The sequence below is a fragment of the Bradyrhizobium australiense genome (assembly GCF_013114825.1).
Lineage (GTDB): Bacteria > Pseudomonadota > Alphaproteobacteria > Rhizobiales > Xanthobacteraceae > Bradyrhizobium > Bradyrhizobium australiense.
In genome coordinates this window covers 52,768-65,432 of the sequence record NZ_JAAVLX010000006.1, presented here as the reverse complement: position 1 = coordinate 65,432, position 12,665 = coordinate 52,768, and the positions used below count along the sequence as shown (strand labels likewise).

Genomic DNA, 12,665 nt, shown 5'->3' with positions numbered 1-12,665 from the left:
AGCGTCAAATATAGTAGCGGAATCGGGCCGCAAGCGGGCAGATTTTCCCCATAAACCGGGGTTCCGGCCCGGCCGTCAAGGCTTCTGCGGAATCGTGGTTTTCAGGTTAGTTTGACGGCGAAAGCGCGGTTTACCGCCCCCTGAGTCGCTCCAGCACGTCAGAGGAGGCAAATCCGTCCGCCGGCGCCCCGATGGAGGCCTGGAAGCTGCGGAGCGCCTCCCGCGTCTGGCCGCCGAACTGGCCGTCCGGCGTGCCCTTGTAGAAGCCGCGCTGGGCCAGGAGCTGCTGCAGTTCCAGCCGCTCCGCCCGCGACAGCACCCGTTCCTGCCGCGGCCAGGGCTGCACGAAAGGCGCCCCGCCGCGCAGGCGGTCGGCAAAGTGGCCGATCGCCAGCGCATAGGCCTCCGCCGGATTGTATTTCATGATCACCCGGAAATTCTGCAGCATCAGGAAGCCGGGCCCCTGCATGCCGGCCGGCGCCAGCAGATAGGCCTTCTCGGTTGTGTCTGGAAACGGCTGGCCATCGGCCCGCTTCAATCCTTGGCTCTGCCACTGCGCAATCGTCATCGCCTTGGACTTGTCCGCCAGCATGAAATTAAAACCCTCCGGCAACACCACTTCGTAGCCCCAGCTCCGCCCGGTCTGCCAACCGTCCTTCTTGAGGTTGTTGGCGGTGGAGGCGATCAGGTCAGCGGCGTTGTCGACGACGTCGCGGCGGCCGTCGCCATCGCCATCCACCGCGTAGCGCTTGAAGGCGGTCGGCATGAACTGCGTCGGCCCGAACGCGCCGGCCCAGGAGCCGCGCATCTGTTCGGGGCGCAGATCGCCGCGGTTGAGGATTTCCAACGCGGTGAGGAATTCGTCCTTGAAATAGGTCTGGCGACGGCCGACGCAGGCAAGTGTCGCCGTCGATTGCACGACGTTACGGTCGCCGATCTGCGTCGAGTAGTTGGATTCGATGCCCCAGATCGACGCAATGATGTAGCGGTCGACGCCGTAGGCTTTCTCCACCGCGTCAAATTGCGGCTTGTACTTGGCAAGGATCTCGCGACCCTTGGCCAGGCGGTTGTCGTTTACGAGGATGTCGAGATAGTCCCAGACCGCCTTGGTGAATTCGGGCTGCGAATCCATCAGGTCCATGATGCGCAAATCGGGCTCGAGGCCAGCGGTGAAGCGCTCGAAATTTTGCTGCGTGATGTTGCGCCGTGCGGCATCGGGCCACATCGAGGCGACGCAGTTTTGAAAATTCGCCGCCGCCTGCCGGATCGCGGCTGCCGTCATCAGCGGATGGCCGGAGGCGCCGTCCTCGCCGCTCCAGGGCGGCGGGCCGCCGTCCGGGCCCGGCGCGGCCTGCGGCGCTTGGCCGGACTTAGGCCCGGAGAAGATGTTGCCCAAAAAGTTCGAAATACCGTCACTGCCGGCGGATTGGGCATGAGACGGGCTGACCAAAGCGGCCTGATAGGAACACAACACCGCGGCCACGATTATGATCGCGCCGGTTCGATTGCTCATCGCTCGTTCCAAAAGACCCATGCCGTACCCGTCCGTCGCAACCAACCCCGTGCCAGAAGGCCCTGTCACGGTTTCCAACAGCTTAACAGAGGGCATTTTGTTGTCGTGCCCGGCGCGCGCAAGGGGAGGTGCAAGGGAGGCGGGAAGGCCACCATACATCCGCCTTTGTTCAGGGGTGCAAACCGACTATCAACGTGCAATCAAAGCACTTTCCGCATTTCCAAATTTCTCAATGTCAAGGCGCCCGACATCCCATGAAAATCCGTAAAGCCGTTTTCCCGGTCGCCGGTCTCGGCACCCGCGTCCTGCCCGCCACCAAGGCGATGCCGAAGGAAATGCTGACCATTGTCGACAAGCCCCTGATCCAATACGTGGTCGACGAGGCCAAGGAGGCCGGCATCGAGCATTTCGTCTTCGTCACCGGGCGCAACAAGGGCGTGATCGAAGATCATTTCGACCGGATGTTCGAACTCGACACCACGCTGGCTGCGCGCGGCAAGAAGACCGAGCAGGACATTCTGGCGCGCGATCAGCCCGAGGCGGGTGCGATGAGTTTTACCCGCCAGCAGGCGCCGCTCGGCCTCGGCCACGCGGTCTGGTGCGCGCGCGACATCGTCGGCGACGAGCCGTTCGCCGTGGTGCTGCCGGACGAACTGGTGCTGAACACGCCCGGTTGCCTGAAGCAGATGATCGATGCGGCAGAAAAGCTCGGCGGGAAGTCGAACCTGCTCGCGGTCGAGGCGGTGCCAGACGATCTCACCCACCAATACGGCATTTGCGGCGTCGGCAAACGCTTGGCCAAAAACATGTTCGAGGTCGACGGCATGGTGGAAAAACCGCCGAAAGGCACGGCGCCGTCAAATCTCTCCATCACCGGGCGCTACATCCTGCAGCCGGAGATCTTCAAAATTCTCGAAACCCAGGAACGTGGGGCGGGCAACGAGATCCAGCTCACCGATGCGATGAAAGCTCTCGCCAAGACGCAAAAATTCTACGGCGTCGAGTTCGAGGGCGAACGTCACGATTGCGGCTCCAAGTCGGGCTTTCTGCGCGCCAACATCGCCTACGGCATGGCCCGCGCCGAGCTGCGCGACGGCCTGCGCGCGGAGATGAAGAAGTATCTGGAGGAATAGGAGGCGGGGACGCAATCAGCGTCTCCGCTGTCATCATACGCGAAAGCGGATGATCCGGTACTCCGCGGCATTAGTGATGATCGGAAGCGGCGCGGCGTACCGGATGCCCGCTTTCGCGGGCATGACGAGATAGCCTAAGCCACCAGCGCAAGCTGCGGGATCGCGGCGACCACCGACTGGTTGCGACCGTTGGCCTTGGCTGCGTAGAGCGCCTTGTCGGCCGCTTCGATCAGATAGGACCAATCGATCACCGCTGTGGGCGTCATGCTTGCCACGCCGATGCTAACGGTCGTCACGCTGGGGTCTTCCGCCCATTGCTCGACTTTCAGGCGGATGATCTCGGCGACGGTGAACGCTTCCACCGCCGAGAGGCCAGGCAGAAGTACCGCGAATTCCTCGCCGCCATATCTAGCCGGACAGTCGCCGGCCCGCCGCACCGAGTCGGAAATGCAGATCGCAATGCCGACCAGCACCTGGTCGCCAGCCTGATGTCCAAACGTGTCATTGTAGGATTTGAAATGATCGGCATCGATCATCAGCACCGCGACGGGGGTCTGGTTGCGGGCCGCCCGCCGCCATTCCAGGTCGATTTCGGAATCGAATTTGCGCCGGTTCTTCAGGCCGGTGAGCGCGTCAGTGGTCGCAAGCTCTTCCAGCTTTTCCTCGGCCTCGGCGCGGCGGCCGATCTCGCGCGCGAGGAACAGTGTGGTGCCGAGCACGAACAGGATCAGGGCCAGCATGACCGCTCCGATCCGGATCACCTCACCGTGCCAGAGGCTTAGGACACTTGCCAGCGGCTTTCCGACCACGACAAAGAACAGGCTCGTGCTGGCGCTTCGAACGTAAAGCCGCGGTGTCGGATCCACCGGGCCGACGCCGGCGAAGTTTCCGCCCTCCTTCAGGTTGGCCGGATTCCAGGTTTTCCGCTCCGCCAAATTCTTGCCGATGATGTCGAGGTCGAACGGCGTCCGCATGATAACCGTCCGGTCGCGGCGCAGCACGGTGATCGTGTCGCCGGGGTTGAGGGTCAGCCGTCCGAACAGTTCGTGGAAATAGCTGAAGCGGATCGAGCCCACGACCACACCGAGAAAACCACCATCAGCGTCTGTAATGCGTCGGCTGAGTACGATCGAGTAGGCGCTGCGATGCAGCATCGGGCGGCTCATGTACAAGCCGACGTCGGGCTTGTCGCGATGGACGAAGTAGTACTCCTCATCGCTGCGATCCTCCGGCACCGGATCGAGGCTTGCTGCATCGATGATCAGCTTGCCCTGCGCGTCGAACACCTGGATCGCGCCGAAATGCCTGGCAGTCGCGGCATGGTCGAACAGAATCAGATGGCGAATCTCTTTGCTGACCTTTTCGATCTCCGGCATCACCAGATTGGTGGCCACGTTACGCAGTGACAGATCGTAGAGTTCGATATTCCGGTTGATATCGGCGTCGATGCTCGAGGCGAGATTTTCCAGCGTCTGCCGCGCGAGTTCTTCCTCACCGCGGCGCATGTCGAGCATGACGCTGGCGCAAATCGTCGAGAAGCCGATCACGGTCGCGATCGACGAAGCGATCAAGAGTTTTGCCGACAGCCGCCAGGGCCGGCGGCCGGCGTCTTTTCTGAACAAACCGTTGACCACGTCTCTGCGCCGTCCGAATAGCATCGTCCGCTCCAAGCTTCCGGTATGCGCCGGATAAATTGTTGCGGCCTTAAGCGGCGGCGGCGATATGATAGAGAGTTAATGCCTGGTTGCAGGCGTCGACGGTTTTATGCAATTCGCCATTGAGGATACGCGTGAACGTTTATGATCCGCTACGGGACTATCTGAGGGCGCAGGCGCGCACCGAATTCGTGCTGAGCTTCGAACAGATCGAGGAGATCATCGATGCGGCGTTGCCGCGCGCCGCACATCGAGCATCGTGGTGGGAAACCTTGCGCAGCCCGCAGGAGAAGATGCCGCAGCGCCAGGCCTGCCTGGAAGCCGGCTACATCGCAACGCGGCAGGCGGATGGGAAGAGCGTGAAATTCAAGCGGATGCCGGTGAAGCGGTGAGTGCCGCAAAATTCAGCTGTCGTCGCCCGCGAAGGCGGGCGATCCAGTATTCCAGAAAGTCAGGGATAGAGCCGAGGAGCCGCGGCGTACTGGATCCCCGCCTGCGCAGGGATGACGACCGTGGTGGGCGGTGCATTACTTGCACCGCGATTAACTCGCCGCTTCCAGCCGTTCTTCCGTGAGTAGCCGCATCGCGGCATCCGCGTCCATCGGCTCGCCGAAGGCGAACCCTTGCGCATATTCGCAGCCCAATTGATAGAGCTCGACCGCGTCCGAATCCGTCTCCGCGCCTTCCGCCACCACGTCCATGCCGAGATCGTGCGCCAGCGCGATGATCGATTTGAGGATCACCGGCCGCGTGCCGCGGCTGGTGGTGCGCACGAAGGACTGGTCGATCTTGATGGTATCGAAGGGAAAGCGCTGCAGGTACGCCAGCGAGGAATGGCCGGTGCCGAAATCGTCCAGCGACAGTCCGGTGCCGAGTTCGCGAATGCGCGTCAGCATCTGCGCGGCGTGCTCCGGATTCTCCATGACGAGCGACTCGGTGAGCTCCAGCTTCAGCGTGCCGCGCGCCACCGACGAGCGTGACAGCACGGTGCGGATATCGTGGATCAGGTCGTGCCGCAGCAATTGCCGCGAGGAGACGTTGACGGAGGCGAAGATCGGCTCGCGCGAGCGCATCGCGCGCTGCCACACCGAAAGCTGCCGCGCGGTCTGGTCCAGCACGAACATGCCGAGATCGACGATCAGGCCGATTTCCTCCGCAATCGAGATGAATTCCGACGGCGACATCCGGCCGAGCTTGGGATGATCCCAGCGCGCCAGCGCCTCGAAGCCGGCGATCGAGCGATCTTCCAGCCGCACGATCGGCTGGTAGAGAATGGTGATTTCCTGCCGCTCGATGGCGCGGCGCAATTCGCTTTCCAGCGTCAGGCGGTCGGTCTTTCGCGCGCGCATGGCCGGCTTATAGACGTCGATGCGGTCGCCGCCGATCCGCTTGGAGTGATACATCGCAAGCTCGGCGTCCTTGATGATCTCGTCGGACAGTTGCGCCTGCGGATCCGACAGCGCGAGCCCGATCGAAGCGGTCAGGAAGATCTCGCGATCGTTGAAGGCGATCGGCGCGCGGATGGTCTTGCGGATGGTTTCGGCGAAGGCAGTGATGCGCGCCGGGTCCTGCTCCGACATCAGGATCAGGCCGAACTGGTCGCCGGCCAGCCGCGCCAGCGTATCCTGCGGTTTCAGGATGCGGGTCAGCCGCCGTGCCAGCGTCAGCAGGATGGAGTCGCCGACCGCGATGCCGACGGAATCGTTGACCTGCTTGAAGCGGTCGAGGTCGATCACCATCAGCGTCGGCCGCAGGTTCGGCATGCTCTTGGCGAAATTGGCCACTGCGCCGAGGCGATCCATGAACAGTTTGCGATTGGGCAAGCCGGTGAGGTTGTCATGCACGGAGTCGTGCAGCATGCGCTCTTCGGCGTTCTTGATTTCGGTGACGTCGGTGAGCGTTCCAACCACGCGCGAGACCTCGCCGTCGGAGCCGACTACCGGGCGCGCCTTCAGCGCGAACCACATGAAATGGCCATCGGGCGTGCGCAGGCGAAAATCCTGCACCAGCCGGCCGCGGCGCTGATCGAGCACGCTGTCCAGCGCCGCGCGGAAGCGATCCTGGTCGAGCGGGTGCAGCACCTCCAGCCATTTTGCGGCGGGACCTTCCAGCGTGCCGCGCTTCAGCCCGAGCAGGCTTTCGGTCTCCGGGCTGGTGAACACCTTGTCGGCGGAAACGTCCCAGTCCCAGATCAGGTCGCCGGAGCCGGTCAGCGCCAGCGCGCGGCGCTCGATGTCGGAGACGATGCCGGTGGTCGCACCGCCGCCGGCGAACGCGTGTTGCATGACCGTAAATCCGATCAGCATCACGATCAGCACGAGGCCGCCGAGTAGCGCCGGACCGACGATGTCGTTGGTGACGCTGCCCGCCACCGTCATGCCTGCCGCGATCACCCAGACCACCAGCAGGAACCAGGTCGGGATCAACAGCACCGCGCGGTCGAAACCATGCGTTGAGAGATAGACGATCAGCGCAAAACCGGCGAAGGCGATCAGCACCAGCGAGATGCGCGCAATGCCGGAGGCAACCGCCGGATCGAACAGCGCCAGCGCCACCAGCGAGCCCAGGAAAGCGAGCCAGCCGACGGTGATGTGGGAATAGCGCACATGCCAGCGACTGAGATTGAGATAGGCGAACAGGAACACGAGTAGCGTCGCCGCCAGGATCGCTTCGCCGGCCGCGCGCCAGACGCGCTCGGCGTTGTTCGACATGTCGAGCACCTTGCCCCAGAAGCCGAAATCGACGCCGATATAGACCAGAACCGCCCAGGCAAGCGCGGCGGCGGCGGGGAACATGATGCTGCCCTTCACCACGAACAGGATCGTCAGCACCAGCGCCAGCAGGCCGGAGATGCCGATCACGATGCCTTGGTAAAGCGTGAACGAGTTGACCTTGTCCTTGTAGGCGTCGGGCTCCCAGAGATAGAGCTGCGGCAGCTTGTCAGTGCGCAGTTCCGCCACGAAGGTGATGACGGCGCCGGGGTCGAGCGTGATGCGGAAGATGTCAGCGGTCGCGCTTTCCTGGCGCTCGGGACGGTCGCCGGTCGACGGCGTGATTGTCGCGATGCGCGACAGGCCGAGGTCGGGCCACAACAGACCCGACGACACGATACGATAATGCGGGGCGACGATCAGGCGGTCGAGCTGGTCGTCGGTGTTGTTGGCCAGCGCGAATACCACCCAGTTCTGTCCGCCCTCGCGGGCGCGGACCTCGATGCGGCGGACGATGCCGTCAGTTCCCGGCGCCGTCGAAACCTGGATACGATCGGTTTCGCTGCGCTGGTGGTCGAGCACGGCGGTGAGATCGATGGCAGGCGCGTCGCTGCGGACGCTGACCGCGTCGATGGCATGCGCCGCAGGCGCGGCCGCAACAATCATGAGGCCCAGCGCTACCAGCGCAAGGCACCTGATCAGACGCAATGTCAGTACTCCGCGACCAGCGATTCTCCCGGCCCAGCGAACGGGTCGGCGTTGCCGCGATAAATGACATGAAAGCGAAGCAAATCAAAGGGTTTCCACCCGTGCTTCGCTCGCGATCGGCTAGACGGCCAACACAATTTTGCCAATATGTGCTGACGTTTCCATCCGCCGGTGCGCGTCGGCTGCTTTTTCCAGCGGGAATGAGCTGTCCATCAGCGGTTTTACACGTCCCTCGCGCAATAGCGGCATCACCTTGGCCTCGATCGCCGCCACCATCGCCGCCTTATCCGCATTAGTACGGGGGCGCAACGTGGAGCCGGTATGCGTCAGCCGCTTCACCATCACCTTGGCAATGTTGACGCTGACCTTGGGGCCGTTGAGGGTTGCGATCTGCACGATACGGCCGTCGACCGCGGCGGCGTCATAGTTGCGATCGACATAGTCGCCGGCGACCATGTCGAGGATCAGGTCGGCGCCCACATTGTTGGTCTCCGCCTTGACCACGGCGACGAAGTCCTCGGTCTTGTAGTTGATCGCGCGATCGGCGCCGAGCTTGAGACAGGCATCGGCCTTCTCTTGCGAGCCGACGGTCACGATCACTTTCGACCCGAACGCTTTCGCAAGCTGGATCGCCATGGTGCCGATGCCGGATGAGCCGCCGTGGATCAGAAGTGTTTCGCCGGGCTTGAGCCCGCCGCGCTCAAACACATTGTGCCACACAGTCATCAATGTTTCCGGGATCGCGCCGGCTTCCAGGATGGATAGCGACGGCGGCACCGCCATCGCCTGCGCGTCTTGCGCAATGCAATATTGGGCGTAGCCACCACCGGCGACCAGCGACATCACCTTGTCGCTGAGCTTGTGCTTTTTGGCGCCTTCGCCGAGCGCCACCACTTCGCCTGCGATTTCAAGGCCGGGCAGGTCGCTGGCGCCGGGCGGGGGTGGATAAGCGCCGGAACGCTGCGCCACGTCGGGACGGTTGACGCCGGCGGCCATCACCTTGACCAGGATTTCACCCGGACCGGGCGTTGGAACGCTGCGGGTTTCGGGCAGCAACACCTCGGGGCCGCCTGGCTTGCTGATGCCGATGACGGTCATTTGCGCGGGCAGCTTTTCCATGATTTGTCCTTGCGAAAGGCTGAGAATTGAAGGCGGTCCCTGATTAGCCAGCCCGGCTCCGGCTGGCAACCGCTTGGGGGATCAGCAAGCCGTTACGAACTGGCCGAAGGAGGAAGCGCATGGCGATCGAGGATGATGACAAGCCACGGAAGAAAATCAGCCATGAGATCGGGCAGGACCTGTCGCTGCTGTCCGTCGAGGAATTGACCGAGCGCATTGCGCTGTTGAATTCGGAAATCGAACGACTGCAACAAGCCGTCACCAAAAAGCGCGCGTCGAAAGATGCGGCAAACAGCTTTTTCAAGACGTAGAATTCAAGCCGCGACCTCTCTCCTCCGCCGTCCCGGACGATGAGCGCAGCGAACGTGATCGGGACTCAGACGCCGCGGCTTATCTTGTGGCAGGCCGCTGGCCGACTTTTCCTCCATCATAACCGCCGGTGGTTATGGGTTCCTGCGTTCGCACGGACGACAGCGTTTGGAGTAAACATCAAACTCGGCCAATGGCCGACATGGCAAACAAAGCCTAAAGATAATCGTTCGTTTACGATACGTTAAGCTTTCTCGATTATGACTGTCATCGTCCTCGTTTGGACACCGAGTGGCTCCTGTCCACTCTGTTTGACGCCTCCCTGTTATCAACTTCAAAAGCCGCCGGAAACGGCGGCTCTTTTTTGTGCTCTCCGCGGCTATTTTGTGCCCCCACGAGCTGGAAACCATAAATCCGGTTGCCGCTGGACTCTCGACTTGGTCCGAGCAATGATTTGTTCATCATAAGCCGGTGGTTCACAGCCGGTGGGGCAAATAGTGGCGTGAGGGCGTTAACCATGGCGGACCGTTCGCAAAGCGAATCCGCGCTCGTTCTGTTCAGCGAGCGGCTGACTAATTCGGCGGCGTTCGGAACTCTCTTCCGGGAAGGCATGGATCTCGTCGAGGAAACCGCCGCCTATCTCGACGGCGACGGCCGCACGGAAGCCAAGGCGCTCGAACGTTCTGTCAGCCTCACTTACGCAACCGAAAGCATGCGCCTGACCACCCGCCTGATGCAGCTTGCGTCATGGCTGTTGCTGCATCGCGCGGTCAAGGAAGGCGAGATGACGCTGACTCAAGCCAATCGGGAAAAGACCAAGGTCAAGCTCACGGCCGCCGATCCCGGGCCTGAGGACATGATCGCGAAGCTCCCGCAGCAATTGCAGGATCTGATTGCGCGATCGATGAGTCTGCAGACGCGGGTCCGTCGCCTCGACATCTCGATCCACGCGGCGCCCGCGGAACGTGCTCCGATCGGCAACCCGCTGGTGCCGCAGCTCAATCGATTGAAAGCGGCGTTCGAGCAGTAATTCGAAGCGATCACCGCCGCCATTCCGGGGCGCGAAGCGAAGTACGGTGCGCAATTGCGCACCTGAGAATCTCGAGATTCCGGGTCTGGTGCTGGCGCACGATCCGGAATGACGGCGTGACCCGCAAACAAAAAAGCCCCGGAGGAGACCCCGGGGCGTTTTGCATTCTGGATGGAAAACGGGGAAGGGGCGAGCCCTCAGTCCTTCTTGAGGAAGCCCGAAAACTTCTTCTGGAAGCGCGACACGCGGCCGCCGCGGTCGAGGATCTGCTGCGAGCCGCCGGTCCAGGCCGGATGCGACTTGGGATCGATATCGAGGTTCAGCTTGTCGCCTTCCTTGCCCCAGGTGGAGCGGGTCTGATACTCGGTCCCGTCGGTCATCACGACCGTAATCGTATGATAATTCGGATGAATTTCGGCTTTCATGGCATATCCTTCGGCGCGCCGGCGCCCATCTCAAATGTCGGGGATACGGGATTTGGCGGCTCTATAACGTAAGGCGGCTGCCAAAACAAGCTACGTGTGGTCCCGGATTGGGAATCTCCCGGATTTGCCAGAGGGGTCTGCGGGGCCTATCTGGGGGCGGCAAAACCGGGCGGATTTCATGAGCGCAGCGGAACAGCTTGAAGACGTCAAAACCGCGCCCCCACGGCGCGACGCCCTGCTCGAAGAAGAGGCCTTCATCGAGGCTCAACTGACGCAGTCGCCGGTCCAGACCGGCGCCAGGCTGCGGCCGCTGCTGGCGCTCGCGCCCTATGTCGCGCGCTACCGCGGACGCGCGGCTCTCGCCTTCATCTCGCTGACGATCGCTGCGATCACCACGCTGGTCGTGCCGGTCGCGGTCCGACGCATGATCGATTTCGGCTTCAGCCCCGAAGGCATCGCCCTGATCAACAGCTACTTCAGCGTCATGATCGCGGTCGTCGCGGTGCTGGCCGCCGCCAGCGCTTCGCGCTACTACCTGGTCATGACGATCGGCGAGCGCATCGTCGCCGACCTCAGGCGCGACGTGTTCGCGCATCTGATCTCGCTGTCGCCCGCCTTCTTCGATACTGCGCGCTCGGGCGAGTTGGTGTCGCGGCTGACCGCCGACACCACCCAGATCAAGTCAGCGGTCGGCGCCTCCGTGTCGATCGCGCTGCGCAACATGATGCTGTTCATCGGCGCCGCCACCATGATGGTGATCACGAGTCCGAAGCTCTCCGGCTTCGTGCTGCTGGCCATCCCTGTCATCGTAATTCCGCTGGTCGCCTTCGGACGCTGGGTGCGGCGGCTGTCGCGCAACGCCCAGGATACGCTCGCCAACGCCAGCGCCTACGCTTCCGAACTGGTCGGTGCGATCAGGACCGTGCAGGCCTATACCAGCGAGCGGATGGCCACGGCCCGCTTCGGCGGCGAGGTCGAACAGGCCTATGAGGCGGCGCGCAGCTCGACGCGGGCGCGCGCCGTGCTGACGCTGATCATCATCTTCATCGTGTTCTCCAGTGTGGTGGCGATCCTCTGGGTCGGTTCGCACGACGTGCTGACCGGCCAGATCACGCCGGGCCGCCTCGGTCAGTTCGTGCTGTATGCGGCTTTCGCCGCCACCGGCCTCGGCCAGCTCAGCGAGGTCTGGGGCGAAGTCTCTGCCGCGTCAGGCGCGGCGGAACGGCTGTTCGAAATTCTTCGGGTCAAGTCGCAGATCACGGCGCCGCCGCAGCCGGTCGCGCTGCCGCAGCCTGCGCGCGGCGACGTCGGGTTCGAGCAGGTCAGCTTCGCCTATCCGGCGCGGCCGGACGCGCTTGCGATCGACAATGTTTCGCTGTCGGTCAAGGCGGGCGAGAAGGTCGCGATCGTAGGTCCCTCAGGGGCGGGCAAGAGCACGCTGTTTCATCTCCTGCTGCGGTTCTACGATCCGGCCAAGGGAACGATCTCGCTCGACGGCGTACCAATCAAATCGGCGGATCCGGTTGATGTGCGCTCGCGGATTGCGCTGGTGCCGCAGGACTCGGTGGTGTTCGCGGCTTCCGCGCGCGAAAATATCCGCTTCGGCCGGCCCGATGCCACCGACGCCGAGGTCGAGCGCGCCGCCGATCTCGCCCATGCCACCGAATTCCTGCGCCGCCTGCCTGGCGGTTTCGAGGCGCAACTCGGCGAGCGCGGCGTGACGCTATCCGGCGGCCAGCGCCAGCGCATCGCGATCGCCCGCGCCATCCTGCGTGACGCGCCGCTATTGCTGCTCGACGAAGCGACGTCAGCGCTCGATGCCGAAAGCGAGACGCTGGTGCAGACCGCCCTGGAAGAACTGATGCGCCACCGCACCACGCTTGTCATCGCCCATCGCCTCGCCACCGTGCTGTCCTGCGACCGCATCATGGTGATGGACCAGGGCAAGATCGTCGAGCAGGGCACGCATGCCGAGCTTGTTGCGGCCAACGGGCTTTACGCGCGGTTGGCGCGATTGCAGTTCGAGGGGATTTGATTGGCGTTCTCTCCGTCATTGCGAGCG

At 63.1% G+C, this 12,665-nt stretch carries 10 protein-coding genes; 5 read left to right on the top strand and 5 right to left on the bottom strand.

From position 1 onward, the window contains the following. Positions 1-130: 130 nt before the first annotated feature. Positions 131-1,513 (bottom strand): lytic murein transglycosylase, encoded by a 1,383-nt coding sequence (locus HCN58_RS19020; protein WP_171580910.1) that lies wholly within the window; start codon positions 1,511-1,513, stop codon positions 131-133. Between the two features lie 254 nt (positions 1,514-1,767). Here HCN58_RS19020 and galU point away from each other — a divergent pair, with 254 nt between their 5' ends. After that, a complete protein-coding gene (gene galU, locus HCN58_RS19015; protein ID WP_171580909.1) occupies positions 1,768-2,646 on the top strand; it encodes a UTP--glucose-1-phosphate uridylyltransferase GalU in 879 nt (292 codons plus the stop codon). 134 nt (positions 2,647-2,780) lie between these two features. Here the strand turns inward: galU and HCN58_RS19010 are convergent, their stop codons facing one another. Continuing rightward, complete coding sequence (locus HCN58_RS19010; RefSeq protein ID WP_210266068.1) at positions 2,781-4,304, bottom strand: GGDEF domain-containing protein; 1,524 nt, start codon at positions 4,302-4,304, stop codon at positions 2,781-2,783. Between the two features lie 131 nt (positions 4,305-4,435). Here HCN58_RS19010 and HCN58_RS19005 point away from each other — a divergent pair, with 131 nt between their 5' ends. Continuing rightward, complete coding sequence (locus HCN58_RS19005) at positions 4,436-4,693, top strand: DUF7662 domain-containing protein (protein ID WP_171580908.1); 258 nt, start codon at positions 4,436-4,438, stop codon at positions 4,691-4,693. Between the two features lie 150 nt (positions 4,694-4,843). Here HCN58_RS19005 and HCN58_RS19000 read toward each other — a convergent pair whose 3' ends face one another. Further along, a complete protein-coding gene (locus HCN58_RS19000; RefSeq protein ID WP_171580907.1) occupies positions 4,844-7,720 on the bottom strand; it encodes an EAL domain-containing protein in 2,877 nt (958 codons plus the stop codon). 120 nt (positions 7,721-7,840) lie between these two features. Beyond that, a complete protein-coding gene (locus HCN58_RS18995; RefSeq protein WP_171580906.1) occupies positions 7,841-8,839 on the bottom strand; it encodes an NAD(P)H-quinone oxidoreductase in 999 nt (332 codons plus the stop codon). A 119-nt stretch (positions 8,840-8,958) separates the two neighbouring features. Here HCN58_RS18995 and HCN58_RS18990 point away from each other — a divergent pair, with 119 nt between their 5' ends. Then, positions 8,959-9,150 carry a DUF1192 domain-containing protein gene (locus HCN58_RS18990; RefSeq protein WP_171580905.1) on the top strand — a complete coding sequence of 64 codons (192 nt, stop codon included), beginning with the start codon at positions 8,959-8,961 and terminating at the stop codon, positions 9,148-9,150. 515 nt (positions 9,151-9,665) lie between these two features. Then, on the top strand, positions 9,666-10,178 hold the full coding sequence (gene rcdA, locus HCN58_RS18985) for a protease adaptor protein RcdA (protein ID WP_171580904.1): 513 nt from the start codon (positions 9,666-9,668) through the stop codon (positions 10,176-10,178). Between the two features lie 197 nt (positions 10,179-10,375). On the opposite strand, the gene rpmE is transcribed toward rcdA, so the two are convergent. Continuing rightward, complete coding sequence (rpmE, locus tag HCN58_RS18980) at positions 10,376-10,603, bottom strand: 50S ribosomal protein L31 (RefSeq protein ID WP_057833964.1); 228 nt, start codon at positions 10,601-10,603, stop codon at positions 10,376-10,378. A gap of 178 nt (positions 10,604-10,781) precedes the next feature. Between rpmE and HCN58_RS18975 the strand changes: the two genes are divergently transcribed. Then, positions 10,782-12,638 carry an ABC transporter ATP-binding protein/permease gene (locus tag HCN58_RS18975; protein ID WP_171580903.1) on the top strand — a complete coding sequence of 619 codons (1,857 nt, stop codon included), beginning with the start codon at positions 10,782-10,784 and terminating at the stop codon, positions 12,636-12,638. The last annotated feature ends 27 nt before the right edge of the window (positions 12,639-12,665 follow it).

Excerpts from the sequence above, each read along its gene's own strand:
- HCN58_RS18990 (WP_171580905.1), top strand. The coding sequence starts at position 8,959 with ATGGCGATCGAGGATGATGACAAGCCACGGAAGAAAATCAGCCATGAG.
- rpmE (WP_057833964.1), bottom strand. The coding sequence starts at position 10,603 with ATGAAAGCCGAAATTCATCCGAATTATCATACGATTACGGTCGTGATG.
- HCN58_RS19020 (WP_171580910.1), bottom strand. The coding sequence starts at position 1,513 with ATGAGCAATCGAACCGGCGCGATCATAATCGTGGCCGCGGTGTTGTGT.
- HCN58_RS19010 (WP_210266068.1), bottom strand. The coding sequence starts at position 4,304 with ATGCTATTCGGACGGCGCAGAGACGTGGTCAACGGTTTGTTCAGAAAA.
- HCN58_RS18995 (WP_171580906.1), bottom strand. The coding sequence starts at position 8,839 with ATGGAAAAGCTGCCCGCGCAAATGACCGTCATCGGCATCAGCAAGCCA.
- HCN58_RS18975 (WP_171580903.1), top strand. The coding sequence starts at position 10,782 with ATGAGCGCAGCGGAACAGCTTGAAGACGTCAAAACCGCGCCCCCACGG.
- rcdA (WP_171580904.1), top strand. The coding sequence starts at position 9,666 with ATGGCGGACCGTTCGCAAAGCGAATCCGCGCTCGTTCTGTTCAGCGAG.
- galU (WP_171580909.1), top strand. The coding sequence starts at position 1,768 with ATGAAAATCCGTAAAGCCGTTTTCCCGGTCGCCGGTCTCGGCACCCGC.